Below are 21,506 nucleotides of genomic sequence, written 5' to 3' on the forward strand. Positions count from 1 at the left end.
AGGTTTACTGATTTAGTATGTTTCTTAGTTTAGTTTTAGTTCTATTCATTTTCACTCGCGCATTTACTTCGCTAATACCAAGTGTTTCACTTATTTCTCTATAATCTTTGTCCTCCAAATAGAGAAAAACAAGTGCTTTTTCAATATCATTAAGTTGATGTATAGCCTTATACATTAACTTTAATTGTTCTTCTTCTGTGTCATCATATTCGTCCGCCTTCATCTTAAAAGCTACACCTTCAAAATCTTGGGTATTAACGCGACGTTTAGATTTTCGGTAAAGGGTAATTGCGGTATTTAATCCTACCCTGTACATCCAAGTGCTAAACTTTGCATCTCCGCGAAACTTCGGATAAGCCTTCCAGAGTTGTATGGTTATTTCCTGAAATAAATCATTATGCGCATCGTAATTATTAGTGTACAACCTGCATACTTTATGTATGATGTTTTGGTGTTTTTCTAACAATTCAACAAAGCTATGTTCCAGTTCTGTATTCAAATATTTTGATGGTTTAGTTATAGTATAAGTAGCTTTTAATTTTGATTCGTTACACTATTTTTTAAATTTATTTTGAATTTCATTTGATATAAAATAGGCGTTTTTACAGGAATTAATACAATTGTAATGATAAAAATTTTGAAGTAAATTAAAAGTTTATATAAGTATGTGTAATAATTTGGTTATTAATTAAATAAAGTATTAGTATAGATAAAATCTATGAGTAACATTTTAATGTTTTTAGTGATTTTTTTAGGAAGGACTTATGCTAATATAGGAAAAAAATAATTGTTAAGATTTTAGAATACGTTTGGTTTGATTGCCAATAATTTTCTTCGGTTTTTAATTGAAAAAAATTGACTCTACTCTTTCCCTATTTGGAGTTTTTAAATTTAAAAAATGAATGTATTTCTGTCATACTTTTTAAAGTCACTATTTTGAAAATACAGTTCATCTTGAAAAAATTACAGTTCGGTAATTGTGAATTTTTTTTGCTGTAGTTCTGTTGCAATTTTGTGTCATCAAAAAACGAATAGATGACTATCATGAAAATTTCACTTACCATTTTTATCGCACTTTTAGTTATTCAAATACATGCACAAACCACAATAAGTGGTGTAGTAACAAGCACAAAAAAAGAACCAATTGCTGGTGCCAATGTTTATTTGGATGGCACTTATGATGGAAGTACTACCGATGATAATGGAAAGTTCTCTTTTACAACTTCAGAAACAGGCACCCAAACTTTAATAGTGTCATTCTTGTCTTATGAAACATTCACTATGGCCGGAGATATATCGTATATGAAAGATGTGATGATAAAACTAAAAGACGATGTAAATACATTGGATGCCGTAGTATTGTCTGCTGGTACATTTTCTGCTGGGGATAATAGTAAAGTTAACGTGTTGAAACCCATGGATGTGGTAACCACGGCGAGTGCATTGGGAGATTTTGTAGGGGCATTACAAACCTTACCTGGTACAACAACTGTTGCTGAGGACGGCCGTTTATTTGTTCGTGGGGGTGATGCTAACGAAACCCAAATATTTATTGATGGTATTCGTGTGTTTACGCCATATACACCTACAACTAATAATGCGCCTACACGGGGGCGTTATAGTCCGTTTTTATTTGATGGTATAACGTTTTCAACTGGCGGTTATTCTGCTGAATACGGGCAGGCATTATCTAGTGTTTTGTTGCTAAACACAATTGATGAGCCAGATCAAGAAAAAACCGATATAGGTATCATGAGTGTTGGGGCAACCCTGGGTAACACCCAGAAATGGGAGAAGAGCTCTATTAGTGTAAATGCGTCATACATTAATCTGGCACCCTACAATGCTATCTTTCCAAACAGGAACAATTTCATAAAACCATTTGAAACGGCCTCAGGAGAGGCGGTTTATAGAAGAAAAACAAGTTCTGGACTTTTTAAATTGTATGGTGCTTTTGATGCTAGTGGTTTTGAGCTCACACAAGAAGACATCAATCGTCCTGAAGGGCAATATATCAAGCTGAACAATAATAATTTTTATTTAAACGGATCATATAGCGGGGTTTTAAGTGATACTTGGAGTATGCAAACAGGATTTAGTTATACGTACGCTAAAAACAAGATAAACTTTGGAGAAAGGGATATAAGAGATAATGAAAAATCGGTGCACTCTAAATTGAAGTTTAAAAACCGCATCAGCAATAGATTCAAGCTTTATTTTGGAGCAGAGTATTTTAAAACTGATTTTGAAGAACAATACAGTGATGACATTATTGATAACGTGAAGTATGGATTTAATAATAATATTGCCGCTGCATTTGCCGAAGCTGATATTTTTATATCTAAGAATTTAGCCTTTAAAACTGGGTTAAGAGCTGAATATAGTGAGCTTTTTGAAGATTTCTCACTCGCACCACGATTGTCGGTTGCCTATAAGATATCCAACAGAAGCCAGCTATCGTTAGCGTACGGTGATTTTTACCAAAACCCCACTAGCGATGTGCTGAAATTTAATCAAGATTTTGAACCAACCAATGCCAAACACTATATTTTGAACTACCAATACAATGGAGAGGGAAAAATATTTAGAGCTGAAGCCTACTATAAAGATTATGATAACCTAACGAAGTTTGATACGCAGTTTCCTAATTTTGACAGCAATTTTAGTAACGATGGCTATGGTTTTGCTCGTGGGATAGACTTCTTTTGGCGCGATAATAAGAGTATCAAAAATGTAGATTATTGGTTGAGTTATTCATTTTTAGATACAAAACGCGATTACAGAAATTTTACCGAAAAGGCGCAGCCTAATTTTGCAAACACCCATAATTTCTCTGCGGTAATGCGTTATTGGATAGACGATTGGAAAAGTCAAGTAGGCTTCAGTTATACCTATGCCTCTGGTAGAACCTTCACCAATCCCAATAAACCAGGGTTTTTGAACGAAAAAACTAAGGATTTTAATAGTTTAAGTGTGAATTGGGCCTATTTAATAAGTCCGCAAAAAATACTGTATGCCTCGGTAAACAATGTTTTAGGTTTTAGAAATGTAAACGGCTATCAATATGCAAATACACCAGATGTGAATGGTAATTTCAACCGTCGTGCTTTACGTCCGGCCTTAGATCAGTTTTTCTTCGTGGGCTTCTTTTGGACTATTAGTGAGGATAAAACTAGTAATCAGTTGGATAATTTGTAAACAACGATTTTAAATTTGGGCGTTCCCCTCCTGCGTCGGGTCAGGCTTTCGGCAGTCGCTCCCTCCTGCGTCGGGGAGCTTCAACAATGCCTCTATCCTTAACGCGGGCTTATTTGCTGGCTTTAGTACTAATATCAAAATTATGCTAATTTTTAATTTGATTATTGATGCTTATTTCTTCCGTCTCCCTCCGCGCTTTGCTTTTTCCTTATTCTTAATGTAAATATGTTTGTATCTGGCGTTGTTAGGTGCGTTGCGCTCTTCAATATCAAACATTCCCGTAGATTTTATTAATGGCGTTAGTTTTTGAAAGCCATAGTTTCTAGAGTCAAAATTAGGTCGCTTTTTCTGTATCAAGCTACCAACATCACCAAGAAATGCCCATCCATCCTCATCGGAAAGATCTTCAATGGATGATTTTATTAAATTAATTTCTTTCGCGGTAATAGTGTCCACAGATGGCTTTTTAGAAGCTTTATTCCCGTCATCTGCATCGCTATCGTCTTTTTCGTTGTCTCTACTCTTTAAGATTTCAATGTAAATAAACTTATCACAGGCTACGATAAACGGATTGGGTGTTTTCTTTTCTCCAATACCAATCACTTGCATACGAGCCTCTCTTAACCTAGTGGCCAAACGTGTAAAATCGCTATCGCTGGATACTAAGCAAAACCCTTCAACTTTATTGGAATACAAAATATCCATAGCATCAATTATCATGGCAGAATCTGTTGCGTTTTTTCCAATGGTGTAGCTGTATTGCTGTACAGGTGTAATGGCATTTTCAAGGAGTACTTTTTTCCATTTGTTTAGATGCGGTTTTGTCCAGTCGCCATAAATACGTTTTATAGTAGGATTGCCGTATTTTGCAATTTCCTCCATCATCTCTTTTACGTTACCTGCGGGTATGTTATCTCCGTCAATTAAAACAGCAAGGTTTATGTTCATAATAGGTGTTTAAAATTAGCCTACAAGTTACAGGATAGTTGCTCGAGAACCAAACGTACGTCATATTTGTTTAAAGGCTAATATTTTGAAGATATTCACTTATACCTATTTATAATTTTCATATTGTTAAAATTTTAATCATATTTTGAGAATATGATAAAAGTCATAAATAATAAGGGGCGTAATATTTAATTTTACAGCGACAAAAAGATGGTAAATAATAAAATTCAAAAATTTTATTATTAGAGAGAATACAAACTTTAAAACTGGTAAACATGAGACCTAAAAAGAACCCAGAATTAGAGGTTGGCCGGAATAGCAGCCTTTATTTCGCTATCGGACTTAATATTATGCTATTTTTTTCATGGCAAGCCATTGAATATAAAACATACGAAGATGAGGCGATAGTATTAGACATGATTGTGATGGACAATGAAATAGAAGAGGAGATTCCATTGCTTAGTATGAATACACCTCCACCACCTCCACCACCTGTGGCTATTTCTGAAACTGTTGAGGTAATAGAAGATACGGAGGAAATAGAGGAAACAATTATCGAAAGTACAGAGGTAAGTCAAGATGATGTAATTGCCGAGGTTGTGCGAGTGGAAGATGTTGAAGTGGGTGAACTAGAAGAGGAAGTTGAGGTGCCTTTTGCACTCATCGAAGATGTGCCGTTGTTTCCCGGATGTGAGAACGTTAAAAAATCGGAGCGTCGTAATTGTTTTCAAATGAAAATGAATGCACATGTCACGAAAAACTTTAGATATCCCGAAATGGCATTAGACATGGGTATATCAGGACGTGTGTTTGTAATATTTGTGATAGCTCCAGATGGGAACATCACAAAAATTAGAACCAGAGGACCAGATAAGATGCTGGAAGAAGAAGCACAGCGTATAATAAAATTATTGCCAAAAATGATTCCTGGAAAACAACGTGGCAAACCTGTAAGCGTACCATTTAGCTTACCAATCAATTTTAAAATGGCAGAACAATAAACAAACGCATAACAAACTTTTTAGGGTTAATTCCCAGTTATCATGTTTGGATAGTTAAGGATACTTTATCGCTAAGTGTCCTTAACTTTTTTTATGCCTATTTGTAACTGTTTTTTGTGAAGTTTACAATTCGGTAGTTGTTTTTTACATTTCGGTCAATTCAATTTTAAAAAATAGCACTTTGATAAGATATTTGAACTGTAATTAAAAAATAATACAGTTATGCAACATCTCATCAAAATTATCTGCGCTTTCATCATAAGTACATCGTTTGCCATGGCACAAGAAGCTACAGGCAATGATGTAACCGTAACAGTCTCTGATTTGGAGAGCAACGATGGAAAAGTTTACATATCACTTTACAACACAAAAGACAGTTTTTTAGGAAGAGGTTTCAAATCAACATTTTCAACAATAGAAAACAATAGTTGCGAGGTTGTTTTTAAAAACATACCAAACGGCACTTATGCGGTGTCCTTATATCACGACGAAAACGACAACAACAAAATGGATACGGGCATGTTTGGTATTCCAAAAGAAGACTATGGCTGCTCAAACAATGCCAAAGGCTTTATGGGCCCACCAAAGTGGGAAGATGCCAAATTCACAATCAATAGCGAATCAGTAACACAACATATTAAATTATAACACTTAAAACCATGAAACAATTATTTATCATCGTAGCACTTTTAATTTCAGTAGCTACTACAGCACAAACAAATTACGAAAAAGGAATGCAGAAAGCATTTGAACTTTGGGGAGAAAACAAACCTGAGGAAGCGGCTAATATGTTTGAACGTATTGCATCAGCAGAACCAGACAATTGGTTACCTCCATATTGGGCGGCTCAAATAAATATAGTAACCAGTTTTGGCGAGCAGGATAAAGATAAACTTGCAGCTAAATTAAAAAAAGGACAAGATTTATTGAATGACGCCACAGCTATTTCAAAAAACAATCCTGAGATTATGGTGATGCAAGCGTTGTTGCACACAGCTTGGATAGCTTCAGATGGTGCTACTTATGGTATTACGCTATCTCCTAAAGTTGTAGAATTATATGCCAAGGCAGAAGTTCTTGCGCCAGAAAATCCAAGGGTTGTAGCTTCAAAAGCAGAATGGAATATTGGTAGTGCGCAATATTTTGGACAAGATACGGCACCATTTTGTAAAGACTTAGAACGTGCCTTGGAACTTTTTGCTAAATTTAAACCAGAAACGCAGTTTCATCCAAAATGGGGAAAAGACCGTGTTGAGCAATTATTGGAATCTTGCAAGAAGTAAAAAACAACCTAGAACCATCTTAAGTTATGAAAAAATCGATTAGACAAATCATCATCACATTCGCTATAGGTTGCATTGTATATGTTATCGGTAACATATTATCAAATGGATTTGCCTATGAGAATGTAAACGATTTTTTAATCGATTTTGGATTATATCAACTATATGCTTTTCTACTTGGGTACACAAACATGTACTTTTTTGATAGAATGAATAGCTTCAAATGGAAAAAGAATACTACGCTAAAGCGCATTGTTGTTGGGGTTGTTGGTTCTACCGTAATTACATTAATAGGCCTGTTTTTATTAAGATTGCTTACCTATTTTATGTTTGGAGGCAATTCTATTGAAGAGTTTTTGCAAAGAGATAGGTTTGAGTATTACTATTTTGGCCTCTGGATAACCCTTGCCATTGTATCGGTATTTCATATCATATACTTTTATAACAGGTACCAGCAAAACAGATTAAAGGAACAAAAGGTTATTGCAGGTACGGCAAGTGCAAAGTTCGATGCCTTAAAAAATCAGTTAGACCCTCATTTTCTATTTAATAGTTTAAATGTTCTAACAAGCCTAATAGAGGAAAACCCAAACCAAGCACAAAAGTTCACCACGTCACTTTCAAAAGTGTACAGATATGTGCTAGAGCAAAAAAATAAGGAGTTGGTAACGGTGGATGAAGAGTTACAGTTCGCTAAAACCTACATGTCCTTACTCAAAATGCGGTTTGAAGATAGCATTGTATTTACCATGCCAGAACAGTCGCAAAACCCTGAAAGTAAGGTAGTGCCACTATCATTACAGTTGCTATTGGAAAATGCCGTAAAGCATAATATGGTTACCTCAAGTAAGCCGCTACATATCAAAATCTATGAGGATGAAGGTTACCTCGTTGTAGAAAATAATTTGCAACCCAAACAAATAGTAAAAAAGAGCAGTGGCGTTGGCTTAACCAATATCATGCAACGTTACAAACTGCTCACAAAGAAAAAAGTAGACATTAATAAAGAAGCAAACAGTTTTGCTGTAGCAATACCAATGCTTACCAAACAAATATCAGTCATGAGACCACAAACATCAAATCAAATAGACGACAGTTATTTACGTGCCCGCAATCACGTAGAAGAACTTAAAAACTTTTACTACAGCTTAATATCGTATTGCTTGGTAATACCCTTTCTAATCTTTATCAATTACAGAACATATTGGGGCTTCCAATGGTTTTGGTTCCCGATGATAGGTTGGGGCATAGGTTTAACCATACAAGCTTTTAAGGTATTTGTAAGCGATAAAACCTTTGGAGGCAATTGGGAACGCCGAAAAATAGAACAATTTATGCGCGAAGAGGAAGAAAACAAATGGAGTTAATATTACAATCATGAAACGATTAGCAAAACCACATCAAAACGATAGCTTTATTAAGGCAAAACGGCGAGTAGAAGCGCTTAAGGGATTTTATTTCAATGTACTCGCATATTGCTTGGTTATCCCATTTCTCATCGTTGTGAATTACAAAACCTACTGGGAATTCAAATGGTTTTGGTTTTCGGCAATAGGTTGGGGTATTGGCATCGGGTTTCACGCCTATCGTGTATTTGTAAGAAACCCAATATTCGGCGAACGCTGGGAACAGCGAAAACTAGAACAGTTTATGCGCGAAGAACAAAACAGATCAATTTAAAATTTAAAAACAATGGAAAAGTACGATATAGAACCCTATAAGGAAAGAAATTACAAAAACGAAGACGCCTATTTACGCGCCGAAAAACGCTTAAAGGAACTTAAAGGCTTTTATTGGCACTCCTTCTGGTATGTGGTGGTAAACATTTTTATCATCATTATGATAGTTAGTAATGGCGGAGATTTATTGCATTACGGCACATGGTCTACACCATTCTTTTGGGGCATAGGCCTAGGCTTTCATGCCATTGGCGTATTCGGAAAACGATTCGCCTTCAACAAAAAATGGGAAGAACGCAAAATACGAGAGTATATGGAAAGGGAAGAACGTAACCAACGCCAATTTGAATAAGTATTTGGGCGTTACCCACAAGGGGTCGGGCTTTCGGAAGTCGCTCTCTCCTGCGTCGAGGAGCTTCAACAAATGCCTCAATCCCTAACGCGGGATCAGTCAGCAAAAACCAGTATAAAGCACTAGCATAAAGTCTATCAACCAAAAACAGTCAACCAAAAAAATGAACATCATAATTATAGAAGACGAAAAACCATCAGCAAGACGTTTACAGCGCATGCTACAAACGTTAAATTTAGAAACCCAGGTCATGTTGCATTCCGTAGAGGAATCCATAGAATGGTTTCAAAATAACGCACATCCCGATGTTATCTTTTTAGATATTCAGTTAAGCGATGGCTTATCATTTCAAATTTTCGAAACTATTGATATCAAATCTGCCGTTATTTTCACAACCGCTTATGATGAATATGCCTTACAAGCCTTCAAGCTAAATAGTATCGATTATTTGTTGAAACCTATTGACGAGGACGATTTAAAAGTAGCCGTAAAAAAATACCAAGAGCGATTACCCAAAAACCAAGCCGTAACATTAGATTTTAACGATATTAAAAAACTATTGGTAAACCCTATAGACCGCGAGTACAAAAAACGGTTTTCGGTAAAGGTTGGGCAACATTTAAAGCTGGTAAATATCGATGAAATAGAATGTTTTTATAGCGAAAACAAAGGCACCTACTTACACACTACAGAAGGTAGAAATTATTTAATCGACAATACGTTAGAGCAATTGGAAGAAGAGCTAGAGCCACAAATCTTTTTCCGTATTAATAGAAAGTTTTTCGTCAATATCGATGCCATAAAAGATATGGTAAGCTATACTAATTCGCGTTTACAAATAAAATTAAATTCCTATAACGAACAAGAGGTTATCGTAGCAAGAGAGCGGGTGAAGGATTTTAAGAACTGGTTGGAATAATTTTAATATCGGATAGAATTATTTTTAATTATATCCGATATTTAGTATATTTGTGGTGTGTGGGATATAGATGTTACATACAGGCAAGACTTAAATGAAACGTTTCAGCGGTTATTTGATAAAGTAGCTACTCTAGAAAGAGCTAGACCGCTGCCTAATATAGCTTTGCAAAAAATTAAGGAAGCTTTATCTATTGAATGGACTTACAATTCCAATAGTATCGAGGGTAACACATTGAGTTTACGGGAAACCCAAATGGTATTGCAAGAGGGCGTTACAATTAAAGGAAAATCTTTAAGGGAACATTTTGAGGCTAAAAACCACGAAACAGCCATAAACCATCTGTATACTTTAGTTTCTAAAGGTTATAAGCTTAATGAAAAGGATATTTTAGCGCTTCATGCATTAGTGTTGCGTTCCATAGAAGATGACTTCGCAGGAAGATTAAGAAACGCTGGTGTTAGAATTTCTGGTGCCAATTTTATACCTCCAAACGCTCGTAAAGTATCTCAATTATTAGACGATCTTGTACATTTCGTAACAACAAATCCGTTGGGTTTAAATGTTATAGAATTGGCTACAGTATTTCACCATAAGTTTGTGTGGATACATCCTTTTTTTGATGGTAATGGTAGAACGGTACGTTTAGCCATGAACTTAATTTTAATGGCGCATGGTTTTCCTCCTGCTATCATTTTAAAAAATGATAGAAAGAAGTATTACGATGCTTTAAATATGGCTAATAAAGGCAACTATTCTAAGTTAATGCTTTTAATATGTCAGTCTTTAGAACGTACCCTGAATATTTATTTAAGTGCCTTACCTGATAGCACAGAAGAGTATCAAATAATCTCAGATATCGTGGAAGAGCCCGATGTACATTACGGGCAAGAATATATTAGTTTATTGGCAAGACAAGGCAAAATTGATGCCCATAAAGAAGGGCGCAATTGGTACACTACCAAAAAGGCTATTGAGGATTACATCAAAAAAAGAAAGCGTAAACGTTGAAACTAAAACTCCTATAGCGAACAAAACGTTATTGTGGCCAGAGAGGGTGTTAAGGATTTTTAGGGGTGATTTGGAGTGGTTTTTTTATTTTTCGTTAACGAGTTCAAGGATATGCCTCGTTGTTAATGACTTATATCCCCCGTTAACGAAGGTAGCTGAAAATTTTCACAAAGTCAATTATAAAATTACTCGTCCACCCGATTTTCATCAAAGGCAGAGGGTAATAATTTTGGTATAAATTTTACTACCAAAGGCAATAGTAAAGCACCTCCAGGCAACATAAAAATAGCCAAACTTGGTATGGATTTAAAAATATCCAAAAGTTGCTCCTGCACTTTTTGCTGTTCTTCTTTGTTTAAATCCCGCACTGTAGATTGTGTGAGCAACACCATCAATTCTTTGCTGTCCTTTAGCTCTTGGTACAAGCGTTTGCTGTTTCGTGTAATCAGCTTTTTTACCATTTTGCTAGAGTTATTGTAAAAACTCTGCACTACGTTTTTTGAGCTTAAAAGTGCAATATTGTCCTTGTTTAGCGTATAAAACAGGTTTACAATTTTAATGGCGTGGTTTATTCTAGATATGGGCAATTGCAAATCCATACCTAGCTTTTCCAAGAAATGTTGCTCGTCAATATCAATGGTTTGGTCGCTCCAGGTCGCCATACATGCCAAATCAAGAATATAGTAACGCTCTTCTTCGGATGATACATAACTTACGGCCTTCTCATAACCTAAATTTGCGTTGGCATTAAACCGTAATGATGATTGAAACAACTTAATTAAACTCTCATCATAATCGTTCTTCTCCTCCTTTGAATTTAAAACATCCAATGAAATCGTAACGATTGCTGCTTCCAATTTTTTGATATAGTCAATAGAGAACGCATTTTTGGATAGATACTGCTGATATGCCAAAACATCTACATACAGTAGGGCATTTATAATAAAATAATTAAAGTTTTTAGTGAGAATATTGGCATCAATTTGAATGCGCTTATGGATGATTTTTTCAAGTTGCTCACTAGATTTTGTACCGCCCAACAAATCTTTAAAAAACGATAGTTTTATATCGCTTATCTCTGAATAAAAATTGATGACACTTTCTACAAAAGGCAGTTTGCAACTGGAATTATAATGGGCATAATATAATGCTAAGCATAGGTTGACCTTGCATATTTCCTCTTCTTGTAGGTCGCCTTTGGGAACTATTTGGGTAACAATATCTTGATTACTGCCATAAATGAAGCCACAACTCCTGAGCGCATCATAAAACTCCTCGCGAGTAAACTTTAAAAAAAGGTTATTTAAAGCTAACTCGCTTTCAAGTTTTTTTATCCAACCTGATGCTGATGGGTTCATTGTCTTCTATTAGGAAAAGTAAAAGTAAACTTTTATTGAAAACTAAAGAATGCCTTTTTAATTGAATTAGTCAATTAATATTTCTAAAATCTTTATCGCAGCTTCACCAATTTTGGTACCAGGGCCAAAAACTGCCAAGGCACCAGCATCAAATAAAAACTGATAATCCTGTTTAGGAATAACACCACCAACAATAACCATAATGTCATCACGTCCATAATTCTTCAATTCCTCAATAACTTGCGGTACTAAGGTTTTGTGTCCTGCAGCTTGGGAAGATACTCCCAGAATATGCACATCATTTTCAACGGCTTGTTTGGCAGCTTCTTTTGGTGTTTGGAATAACGGACCAATATCAACATCAAAACCAATATCTGCATAACCCGTAGCCACTACTTTTGCACCACGATCATGACCATCTTGTCCCATTTTTGCTATCATAATACGAGGTCTGCGACCTTCTTGCTCAGCAAAAACATCGGCTAGTTGTTGCGCTTTTTTAAATGTGTCGTCGTTTTCTATGGCTTTACTGTACACCCCTGAGAATGATTTTATTTGTGCTTTGTGTCTTCCAAATTCTGCTTCAAGCGCATCGCTTATTTCACCTAAAGTGGCACGTTCTCTTGCAGCTTCAACAGCTAAAGCTAATAAATTTTCTTGTCCCGTTTTAGCAGCTTCAGTTAATTTTGATAGAGCAGCCTTAACTTTATCTGAGTTTCTAGTAGATTTAATATGCTTTAAACGTTCAATTTGCGAATGTCGCACGGTTTGATTGTCTACTTCCAAGGTAGAAATAGCATCTTCTTTTTCTAGTTGATATTTATTAACGCCAACGATAATATCTTGTCCAGCATCAATTCTAGCTTGTTTTCTTGCCGCAGCTTGTTCAATTCTTAATTTAGGAATACCCGCTTCAATGGCTTTGGTCATGCCTCCTAAATCTTCAATTTCTTGAATAAGCGCCCATGCTTTTTCGGCAATATCATGTGTGAGCTTTTCAACATAATAGCTACCTGCCCAAGGGTCGACAGTCTTGGTTATTTTGGTTTCTTCCTGTAAATATATTTGTGTATTTCTAGCAATACGCGCTGAAAAATCAGTTGGTAATGCGATAGCTTCATCTAAGGCGTTGGTATGTAAACTTTGGGTGCCGCCAAAAGCTGCAGCAGCTGCTTCAATAGTGGTTCTGGCAACATTGTTAAACGGATCTTGCTCTGTTAAACTCCAGCCTGAAGTTTGACAGTGCGTGCGCAACGCCAATGATTTGGGGTTTTTAGGGTTGAATTGCTTTACAATTTTTGCCCATAACATTCTAGCAGTACGCATTTTGGCAATTTCCATAAAGTGGTTCATGCCAATGGCCCAAAAGAACGATAGGCGAGGGGCAAAGGTATCAATATCCATACCTGCTTTAAGTCCGGTTTTTAAATACTCCAAACCATCTGCCAAGGTGTATGCCAACTCTATGTCACAGGTTGCACCAGCTTCTTGCATGTGGTAACCAGAAATACTAATGCTATTAAATTTGGGCATGTTTTTACTGGTGAATTCAAAAATATCAGAAATGATTTTCATGGAAGGCGTGGGCGGATAGATATAGGTATTACGTACCATAAATTCCTTTAAAATATCATTTTGAATAGTGCCCGAAAGTTGTTCCAGTTGTACACCCTGTTCTTCTGCAGCAACAATATAAAACGCCATAATGGGCAGAACTGCACCATTCATGGTCATGGAAACCGACATTTTATCCAGAGGAATTTGGTCGAAAAGTATTTTCATATCCTCAACAGAATCTATGGCAACTCCAGCTTTTCCAACGTCGCCTACTACACGTTCATGATCGGAATCATAACCGCGATGTGTTGCCAAATCAAAAGCCACGGAAAGTCCTTTTTGTCCTGCTGCTAAATTTCTTCTGTAAAATGCGTTACTCTCTTCAGCAGTACTAAAGCCAGCGTATTGGCGGATAGTCCATGGTCGGCGTACATGCATGGTACTATATGGCCCGCGCAAATAGGGTGGAATACCAGCTGCGAAATCCAAATGATGAACACTCTCAAGATCATTTTTTGAGTAAACTGACTTCACATCAATACCCTCGGCAGTAGAAAATGTATTGACATCCGACTTGTGTTTCAAACCATTTGACTTAATCTCGATATGTTGCAGGTTTTTGCGCATTATCTAATTACGGTTTTCTCAATAAATTGATTGTAATTTTCGAGTGTATTTGAATATATATTCATGCTCAAAGTTTTAGAATTTGAAGATATAATATACATCGTGTTGTAATAAGTATAATTGTCTTCTTTCGAAAGTTCGTAAACAGCTTTAAAAACTTTGGTTTTAGCATTTCCAGAATATCTACCTTGAAGTTTTTTACATTCGCTACCTAAAGCAAAAGCATAATCGGCGCATTGATTAGATAAAAAACCCAATAGAAACGAAGATTCATTTTTACTGAATGGCATATACTTGTGCATCTTAACCGTTATTAAAGTAGAAGACGCGATATCTTTAAAGTAGTATGTACTGCCTTTTGAGAATTTTAAGTAATTAAACCGTTTTTTCTCTATTTGTTTTTCGTTAGAATCAGGTAATGCATCTATCAATTCACCATATGTTTCTTCACTAAATTCTTGAAAATACACAGGTAGAAATAGTTTTATATTATCTTCTTTTAGTTCAAAATAATCCCCTGGTAATGTTTCCTTGTCAATTTGAGACTGGGTTTTCTCTTTACACGATGTCGAACTGATGACACATATAAATAGAACTAGAGTTTTATTAAAAACATCTAATATTGATTTTGCTATATGTTGGTTGCATGTTCTCAAAACTATTAATGGTCATGTCCAGCATGTGGATCATTTTGCTGTGTTGGTGGTGGGATTTTATTAAAATCAACCGGTGGTTCTGGTTTTTCAGAAACTTGTGATAAATCTACATCAAATAATTTTCCATAATAAAACTCTAAAGCCACATAAGCCGATAAATACTTGTCGCGAATAGCAGCTCCATAGTTAGATTGTAGGGCAGGTCCAAATAATTTCGGGCTCATGCTATTGGTTTCAATTAATGCATTAAATGTTGTCTTTAGGCTTTTATCAATCATGTTATTCGAGATACATTCCACAACAGCGCTGTTGTAATTTAAGCGTGTATCTGGGTTGCTGGTATCCCATAACTCTGATCTAGATTTTAATACCTCAAAAATTTTGGCAGAATGTGGGGATACCACGTCCGTATATTTTATTCGGTTGTATAAGACATTACGAATAAATTGTGAATACGCTCGCGTTAGATTAGGATTGGTTTTTCCGTAGGCTTTTAAAATATCATCTTCAAAAGAAAAAAGGGCTTCGTTTAATAGTTTTAAATCAAATTGATCACAGTTTAATATAATGCCTTTATCAGAAAATTTATAATCCTCTAGGGTTTTCTCTTCTGCCTCTTTTTTACAACTAAACAAAGCGATGATCGCGAAAAATGCAACAAATTTTAATTTCATAATACTTACTCTTTTTTTAATCGTTCTTGTTCTAAACTTTCGGTTAAACGTTTTTCTATTATTGGTGTTATTAAGGTTTTTCTCTTTTCAATTTTTAAAAAAGGAGAGATTTCTAAATCGCCCTTCATTTTATCATTGGGATTTGGATGTTTATTACTGCCAAGAATAACTTCACTTCCGTTATCAAATTGCTCTTGTTCTTTAGTAGCACTTTCTTTTATTTTTCGTTGAATTGTCCCGTCTTTTAATTGTTTTAAAAACCCACCATTGGCTTCTATGTGTTTGAACAGTTTAAGCGCTTTTTCTGCTAGTTGCTGTGTGATTGATTCAATATAATAACTACCGTCGGCGGCATTATCAACTGCATCAAAATAACTTTCATGCTTTAAAATCAGCAATTGATTTCTCGCAATTCTCGACCCAAATTCGTTGTTCTTATGAAATAGCGCATCATATGGTAAATTACTAATGGTATCGGCTCCTCCTAAAACAGCGCTCATGCATTCCGTGGTAGTTCTTAGCATATTAGTGTTGTAATCGTAAATAGCCTTATTGCGCTTTGAGGGTTTTGCAAAAATAATACACTCATAGGGTTGCTCATAGGCATCGTTTAGCGTTTCGAAAAGTATGCGCAACGCTCTTAATTTTGCAATTTCAAAAAAATAATTTGAGCCTAAAGCAACATTAAAAACAACATTGTATTTTGATGTTTTGTCTAGTGTGGTGTTTTCCAAATGATTGAAATATTCATTAGCATGTGCCATGGCATAGGCCAATTGCTGCACCATATTAGCTCCAGAATTTTGGGATAATTGAGTGTTTACCGTTATTGTTTTGGTGTGAGCTGTACAATCTTCAAATTTTGAAAAATCTTCTTTTAAGTTTGAATACCAATTACCGGTTTTAGCTAGATTGCCGATGATATCATTTTGAATAAAAAGACCTGCTTTTGCTGATAATGAATTAAGTTGTTTGACGACATCCACTGATAAAAACTGAAGCTCCACATAAATAGAAATATCATCTAAATTGATATCGGATAATAGATGTTTAACAGAAATATTTTCAGAAGCACATATAAACTTTAAACTTTCCGCACCGTTTGCAATTGCAGAAAGCGCCAATTTATTTGCTTCTTTTTCATTTTCAACAACTATCGTTTCACATATTTTAAATTCTTTTGGAGTGGCTTTTAAACCTTTTGATGTTGTTTTAACATCCTCAGAATGATAAAACGGTTTTACTTGAATACCTTCGTTGCTCGTCCAAACAAGCGCGTCATTATAATCCGCGCCTTTTAGGTCAACTTGTATTTTTTGTTTCCATTGTTTAGCGGAAACAGGTTCAAATTCATTAAATAACGAGTTACTCATTATCTTTTGTTTTTAAACTGTCTTCGTATTCAATAATAAAAATTTCCTCGTTCTCTCGTTTCATGTAGTATTCCTCACGAGCAAACTTTTCCAAACCTTGTTCTGAGCTTAATTTTTTAAACTCTTTATCGTCTTTCTCTTTTCCTTTTCGGTAGTATTCTTTTTCAGCCTTTAAATTCTTAATCTCAGTATTTAATTCATTATGAATAAACCAAGAATTGTCATCAAGAAAAATCATCCAAATTGCAAAAATCACCAATCCAAGAATGTAGATATTCTTAAAAGGTTTTAAAAAGCGATGATTTAAATTGAATTTCTTCATTTATAATTTTTCATTGATAATAGTGCGAACGATATCTATAGCCACGGTATTGTAATGGTTGTTTGGTATTATGATATCAGCATATTCTTTCATTGGTTCTATAAACTGGTCGTGCATGGGCTTTAATGTGGTTTTATAACGTGTTAAAACTTCATCCAAGTCCCTGCCGCGTTCTGAAATATCACGTTTTAAACGTCGTATCAACCGTTCATCACTGTCGGCATGCACAAATATTTTAATATCGAACATATCCCGAAGCTCTGGATTGGTAAGGATTAAAATCCCTTCAATAATCATTACTTTTCGCGGGTGCGTTAAAATCGTGTCCCCAGTTCTATTATGTTTAACGAATGAATATACAGGTTGGTGTATAGATTCGTTGTTTTTTAAGGCTTTTAAATGCTGAACCAGTAAATCAAAATCGATACTTCTAGGGTGATCGAAATTAATTTTTACGCGCTCGTCATAACTTAAATGCGATGTATCCTTGTAATAAGAATCTTGGGAAATGACACCCACTTCACCTTCAGGAAGTTCTTTTAGCAACTGATTTACAACCGTGGTTTTACCGCATCCAGTACCTCCCGCAATTCCTATGACCAACATATAATTCTTAGATTTTTAGGCTGAAAACAAAGTTAGTAAATGTAACATTATAAGATTGAAATTTCTACTGTTTTTTTACAGCAGCTACTTCTTCTTCTGTTACAATTTTAGTGTTAGAATTTCCCCAGCTATTATTAATAAAGTTCATAACATCTGCAACTTCTTTATCATCTAAACCCATAGGGGTCATATTGCCATTGTAAGCCTTTCCATTTACGGTTATTTCACCTCTTTGACCGTATTTAATCGCTCTAATACTAGCTTCTCTGTTGTTTTGTAGATAATCTGACTTTGCCAATGGTGGATATGTTTTTTCTACGCCTTCACCATTTGCCATGTGGCAGTTGATACAAAAATCAGTATAAATTTCTTGCCCTCTTGTAATGCTCTCTTGTAAAGAATCTTGTTGGGTTATTGTAACAGCACCAAATATGGTTAAGCCACTAAATACAATTAATAGAAATATTTTCATTGGATAATTTTTTTAAAATGAATCAGGAACAATTTTCACAATACCAACGCCTTCAACACCAGCATATAAATATCCATCAGGCGCTTGTTTTATGTTTCTGAATCTGCCCAAACCTTCAAATAACTTTTCGCGTTTAGTGACTTTGTTATCTTTTACAACTAAACGTTCTAAATATTGAAATTTAAGAGAACCAACTAACACACTACCTTGCCAATCTGGATAGTTATCCGAATACACAATTGCTATTCCACTGGGCGCAATGGAAGGCACCCAATAAAATAGAGGCTGCTCCATGCCCTCTTTTTCGGTGATTTCGGTGAATTTTGTACCACTGTAGTTAATGCCATATGAAATTACCGGCCAGCCGTAATTATTACCTTTTTTAACAATATTTATTTCGTCGCCACCTTTAGGTCCATGCTCGTTTACCCAAATTTTACCAGTTTTAGGATGCATCACCATACCTTGTGGATTACGATGCCCATAGCTAAAAATAGCACTTTTGGCATCAGCATTACCTACAAACGGATTGTCTTCTGGAACAGAGCCATCGTCATTAAGTCGGTAAATTTTGCCTCCGTCTCTTGTAATATCTTGCGGATTCACGTCACGATTTCCTCGGTCTCCAATTGAAAAATATAAATAACCTTCTTTGTCAAATTCTATCCTAGAGCCCCAATGCTGCCCTTTTTTTGTGTTAGGCACCCCTTTGTAGAGATGTTCAATATCTGAAAGTGTACTTCCGTTAAGTTTCGCGCGAATAATTGCTGTATTGCCACCATCACCATCTCCTTCCGCAGAACCATAAGAGAAGTAAATCCAGCCGTTATTTTCATAATCTGGATGAAGTTTAATATCCATTAAACCACCTTGACCTCTTACATATACTTCTGGTAATCCTTCAATAGTGTTTTTTTTACCATCTTTAAAATGAATGAGCGTTCCTGTTTTTTCTGTAACAAGCATACTGCCATCTGGTAGAAATTCCATACCCCAAGGAATATTTAAATCTGGAACAACAACTTCAGTAACATAGTTAATTTTTGTAGGTGTTTCGGCTGAAATTTCAGAAGGTTGTTGTTGCGCACATGAGTATAAGCACATTAAGGTAAAAACTAAAATTGAGGTAAACTGTTTCATTTTCATTAATTTATTAAGGTAAATATACATTAAAAAGAATAATTTAAAGCCACGGCAGCATAATAGTTTACCGGATTTCCAGGGTAAAAATAGCGAGGTGCATTTCCTCCAAAACTGCTAGCATTGATTAATATTTGCGAAGCGTACTTCGCATCAAATATATTGTTGATACCAAAAAACACATTGGTGTTTAGTTGCGAATAAAGCGTTTTTTGATACCCTAATTTAAAATTTGTGATAGTGTACGATTCGCTGTAAAAACTATTACTATCGGTAATTGGCATCTCTCCAACTTTTTGAATATTGAGATTCCCATATAGTCCGAAATCAGCGTTAAAATCCAAACCCAAATTTAAAATGTGAGAAGGAACACCTGTTAAATCATTACCAGAGAAATCATTAGTATCATCCACAAAATTTTTAAACTTGTAGAGATGGAGCGAATAACTTCCAAATGCTGAAAGTTGAGTTTTATTAGAGTTGATGATGTTGTACTGCAGGTCAACCTCTAAACCATCATGATGGGTTTTTCCAGCATTAACGCCTATAAATTCATCTTGAGCAGTACGTCTGGCAACCAAAAGATTTTTGATGGCAAGTCGGTATATTGAAATATTATATTGCAACCTGTTTTTTAAAGCGACTCCTCTGGCGCCTAGCTCAAAATTCCATCCTGTTTCTGCATTTAAACTATTGTTAATTTGTCCATCAGGCAGCAATGTTTCTTGCAATGAAAGTGGAGAAAATCCATGGCTAATGTTTGAGTAGATGTTCGAATTTTTATTTAAACGATATAATACGCCTAGTTTTGGAGAAAATATACCGTTGAAACTAAAGCTTCCGGATTGGTCGGGGTTGGACGTTGAGGTCGGAAATTCATCTTCCAGATTGTAATTTGTTTTATTGTAATTCAGTCCAAGAACCACATCGGTTTTTGAGGAAATGTTATATCTACCCTCAAAGAATAGATTGTAATACTGTCGTTCTTCTTTAAAGTTTGATAGAGCAACACCTTGAACGCTGCCAGTGCCTTCCGGGAAATCTCGGTACCGGTTTTCAAAAGTTTGGTAGTCGTAGTTATCTCTAAAAAATTCAATTCCAGACGTCCACTTCACCATTCTATCCTTAATAGCAAAATTGCCAACCAAACGATGTCTTACGCCATAACCAAAAACTGATTCGTCTAAAATATTGAAAGGCCTCGTCTCATAGGAGTTTCTAAAAGAAGTAAAAACACTGGTGTTTTGAGAAAGATTGTTATTGAATTTATGGTGCAATGACACACCTAAAATACTGCGTTTTGTGTCCTCGAAGCCTTTAGATTGTGCCCAGGTAAAGGCAGCACTTTTTGGTTTATTTCTAAAATCACTTTCATTTAAAGCACTCGGGATAAATGCCTTTAAATCAGAAAAGACCCCAAAAAATGAAAGCTCGTTTTTAGTATTGATTTTGTGCGTGGTGCTCAGGGTTACACTTTGTCGGCTATACTGGTTGTTGTCTCTATAACCGTCGCTATCGGTATTGCTGTATACTAGTTTTACATTGTGTTTTGAGTCGCCATAATTAAATTGTGAAAGATTCTTTATCAGTCCAAAAGACCCGATTGTGGTCTCATTTTCAATGCTTAAGTCATTTGAAATAGCCTTCTTGGGGATAAGTTGAATTACACCACCTAAACCCGCCCCATAAATGCTAGAGGTTGCTCCTTTGGTAATTTCAATTCTAGAAATGGCACCAAGTTCAAAATCTTCTAGACTTGTTTCTCCGCTACCATTGGTTAAGGGAATATCCTTAAAATAAGCCCTTATTTTAGCTGTTCCAAACAAGTTTCTAGAGCCAACACCTCTTATGGTGATACGATTGGTATTAAGCGCTCCAGTTTGCATAAATATACCTGGGATTCTATTTAAAGCTTCGTTAATATTAATGTTATTGCCTCTTTCTATGACTTTAGTCGATATTAACGCTGTACTTGTTGAAGATAACTTTAATCGGGTTGGTAAATGAGAGGCGTTAACCACCACCTCATTTAACAATGCAGGTCTTTTTTTAAGTGCAATAGTATATGCTTGTTTTATATTGAGTTTAATTTTTTTAGAGATATAGCCTTCTTTACTAAAGCTATAAAAACCAGATGAATTGATTATGAAATAACCACTAACGCTAACAAAAGTTGAATCATTTTTAATTTTTGTAATGCTGATATTTGATAATAAATCGCCGCTTTCGCCATCAATTATTTTGTTTTTATTGGAGGCTTGGGAGTAATAGATTTGTTGAAAAACAATACCAAAAACAATGGAAAGAAATAACTTTTTTTTCACCCCTGC

Annotated in this window: 21 protein-coding genes; 9 read left to right on the forward strand and 12 right to left on the reverse strand. The window is 35.4% G+C overall.

Translation table 11 applies throughout. The features are described from left to right. Positions 1-4: 4 nt before the first annotated feature. Positions 5-499: an RNA polymerase sigma factor gene (locus EYD45_RS08940; protein WP_130964200.1), complete on the reverse strand. Its 495-nt coding sequence runs from the start codon at positions 497-499 to the stop codon at positions 5-7. A 545-nt stretch (positions 500-1,044) separates the two neighbouring features. Here EYD45_RS08940 and EYD45_RS08945 point away from each other — a divergent pair. Further along, on the forward strand, positions 1,045-3,198 hold the full coding sequence (locus EYD45_RS08945; protein ID WP_130964201.1) for a TonB-dependent receptor: 2,154 nt from the start codon (positions 1,045-1,047) through the stop codon (positions 3,196-3,198). A gap of 171 nt (positions 3,199-3,369) precedes the next feature. On the opposite strand, the gene EYD45_RS08950 is transcribed toward EYD45_RS08945, so the two are convergent. Beyond that, complete coding sequence (locus tag EYD45_RS08950; RefSeq protein ID WP_130964202.1) at positions 3,370-4,146, reverse strand: NYN domain-containing protein; 777 nt, start codon at positions 4,144-4,146, stop codon at positions 3,370-3,372. 275 nt (positions 4,147-4,421) lie between these two features. On the opposite strand from EYD45_RS08950, the gene EYD45_RS08955 reads away from it, so the two are divergent. From EYD45_RS08955 to EYD45_RS08990, 8 genes are all read left to right on the forward strand, one after another. Further along, positions 4,422-5,147: an energy transducer TonB gene (locus EYD45_RS08955; RefSeq protein WP_130964203.1), complete on the forward strand. Its 726-nt coding sequence runs from the start codon at positions 4,422-4,424 to the stop codon at positions 5,145-5,147. 222 nt (positions 5,148-5,369) lie between these two features. Then, positions 5,370-5,795 (forward strand): DUF2141 domain-containing protein, encoded by a 426-nt coding sequence (locus tag EYD45_RS08960; RefSeq protein WP_130964204.1) that lies wholly within the window; start codon positions 5,370-5,372, stop codon positions 5,793-5,795. Between the two features lie 11 nt (positions 5,796-5,806). Further along, on the forward strand, positions 5,807-6,430 hold the full coding sequence (locus EYD45_RS08965) for a hypothetical protein (RefSeq protein WP_130964205.1): 624 nt from the start codon (positions 5,807-5,809) through the stop codon (positions 6,428-6,430). A 26-nt stretch (positions 6,431-6,456) separates the two neighbouring features. Then, the gene (locus EYD45_RS08970; protein WP_130964206.1) at positions 6,457-7,797 is read left to right on the forward strand and encodes a 2TM domain-containing protein; all 1,341 of its coding nucleotides are present in this window, start codon (positions 6,457-6,459) and stop codon (positions 7,795-7,797) included. Between the two features lie 10 nt (positions 7,798-7,807). Then, the gene (locus EYD45_RS08975) at positions 7,808-8,110 is read left to right on the forward strand and encodes a 2TM domain-containing protein (RefSeq protein ID WP_130964207.1); all 303 of its coding nucleotides are present in this window, start codon (positions 7,808-7,810) and stop codon (positions 8,108-8,110) included. Positions 8,111-8,122: 12 nt separating this feature from the next. After that, a complete protein-coding gene (locus tag EYD45_RS08980; RefSeq protein WP_130964208.1) occupies positions 8,123-8,461 on the forward strand; it encodes a 2TM domain-containing protein in 339 nt (112 codons plus the stop codon). A 163-nt stretch (positions 8,462-8,624) separates the two neighbouring features. Further along, positions 8,625-9,380 (forward strand): LytR/AlgR family response regulator transcription factor, encoded by a 756-nt coding sequence (locus EYD45_RS08985; protein ID WP_130964209.1) that lies wholly within the window; start codon positions 8,625-8,627, stop codon positions 9,378-9,380. Positions 9,381-9,437: 57 nt separating this feature from the next. Continuing rightward, the gene (locus EYD45_RS08990) at positions 9,438-10,391 is read left to right on the forward strand and encodes a Fic family protein (protein ID WP_130964210.1); all 954 of its coding nucleotides are present in this window, start codon (positions 9,438-9,440) and stop codon (positions 10,389-10,391) included. 185 nt (positions 10,392-10,576) lie between these two features. Here EYD45_RS08990 and EYD45_RS08995 read toward each other — a convergent pair whose 3' ends face one another. From EYD45_RS08995 to EYD45_RS09040, 10 genes are all read right to left on the reverse strand, one after another. Then, positions 10,577-11,749, reverse strand: coding sequence for an LETM1-related biofilm-associated protein (locus EYD45_RS08995; protein ID WP_130964211.1), 1,173 nt, complete (start codon positions 11,747-11,749; stop codon positions 10,577-10,579). 66 nt (positions 11,750-11,815) lie between these two features. Further along, positions 11,816-13,936, reverse strand: a complete 2,121-nt coding sequence (gene scpA, locus EYD45_RS09000) for a methylmalonyl-CoA mutase (RefSeq protein ID WP_130964212.1) — start codon at positions 13,934-13,936, stop codon at positions 11,816-11,818. Beyond that, positions 13,933-14,589: a hypothetical protein gene (locus EYD45_RS09005; RefSeq protein WP_130964213.1), complete on the reverse strand. Its 657-nt coding sequence runs from the start codon at positions 14,587-14,589 to the stop codon at positions 13,933-13,935. Before EYD45_RS09005 ends, scpA begins: the two co-directional genes overlap by 4 nt. 5 nt (positions 14,590-14,594) lie before the next feature. Further along, positions 14,595-15,263, reverse strand: coding sequence for a hypothetical protein (locus EYD45_RS09010; RefSeq protein WP_130964214.1), 669 nt, complete (start codon positions 15,261-15,263; stop codon positions 14,595-14,597). Between the two features lie 5 nt (positions 15,264-15,268). Then, positions 15,269-16,636 carry a methylmalonyl-CoA mutase subunit beta gene (locus tag EYD45_RS09015; RefSeq protein WP_130964215.1) on the reverse strand — a complete coding sequence of 456 codons (1,368 nt, stop codon included), beginning with the start codon at positions 16,634-16,636 and terminating at the stop codon, positions 15,269-15,271. Further along, on the reverse strand, positions 16,629-16,958 hold the full coding sequence (locus EYD45_RS09020) for an FtsB family cell division protein (RefSeq protein ID WP_130964216.1): 330 nt from the start codon (positions 16,956-16,958) through the stop codon (positions 16,629-16,631). Before EYD45_RS09020 ends, EYD45_RS09015 begins: the two co-directional genes overlap by 8 nt. After that, entirely contained in the window at positions 16,959-17,564 is a 606-nt protein-coding gene (gene udk, locus EYD45_RS09025) for a uridine kinase (protein ID WP_130964217.1), read from the reverse strand. It abuts the gene before it with no gap. A gap of 64 nt (positions 17,565-17,628) precedes the next feature. Next, positions 17,629-18,036 (reverse strand): c-type cytochrome, encoded by a 408-nt coding sequence (locus tag EYD45_RS09030; RefSeq protein ID WP_130964218.1) that lies wholly within the window; start codon positions 18,034-18,036, stop codon positions 17,629-17,631. A gap of 12 nt (positions 18,037-18,048) precedes the next feature. Further along, on the reverse strand, positions 18,049-19,176 hold the full coding sequence (locus tag EYD45_RS09035; protein WP_130964219.1) for a PQQ-dependent sugar dehydrogenase: 1,128 nt from the start codon (positions 19,174-19,176) through the stop codon (positions 18,049-18,051). A gap of 29 nt (positions 19,177-19,205) precedes the next feature. After that, positions 19,206-21,500, reverse strand: coding sequence for a TonB-dependent receptor family protein (locus EYD45_RS09040; RefSeq protein WP_165453914.1), 2,295 nt, complete (start codon positions 21,498-21,500; stop codon positions 19,206-19,208). Positions 21,501-21,506 lie beyond the last annotated feature (6 nt).

The sequence above is a fragment of the Hyunsoonleella flava genome, assembly GCF_004310325.1.
GTDB lineage: Bacteria > Bacteroidota > Bacteroidia > Flavobacteriales > Flavobacteriaceae > Jejuia > Jejuia flava.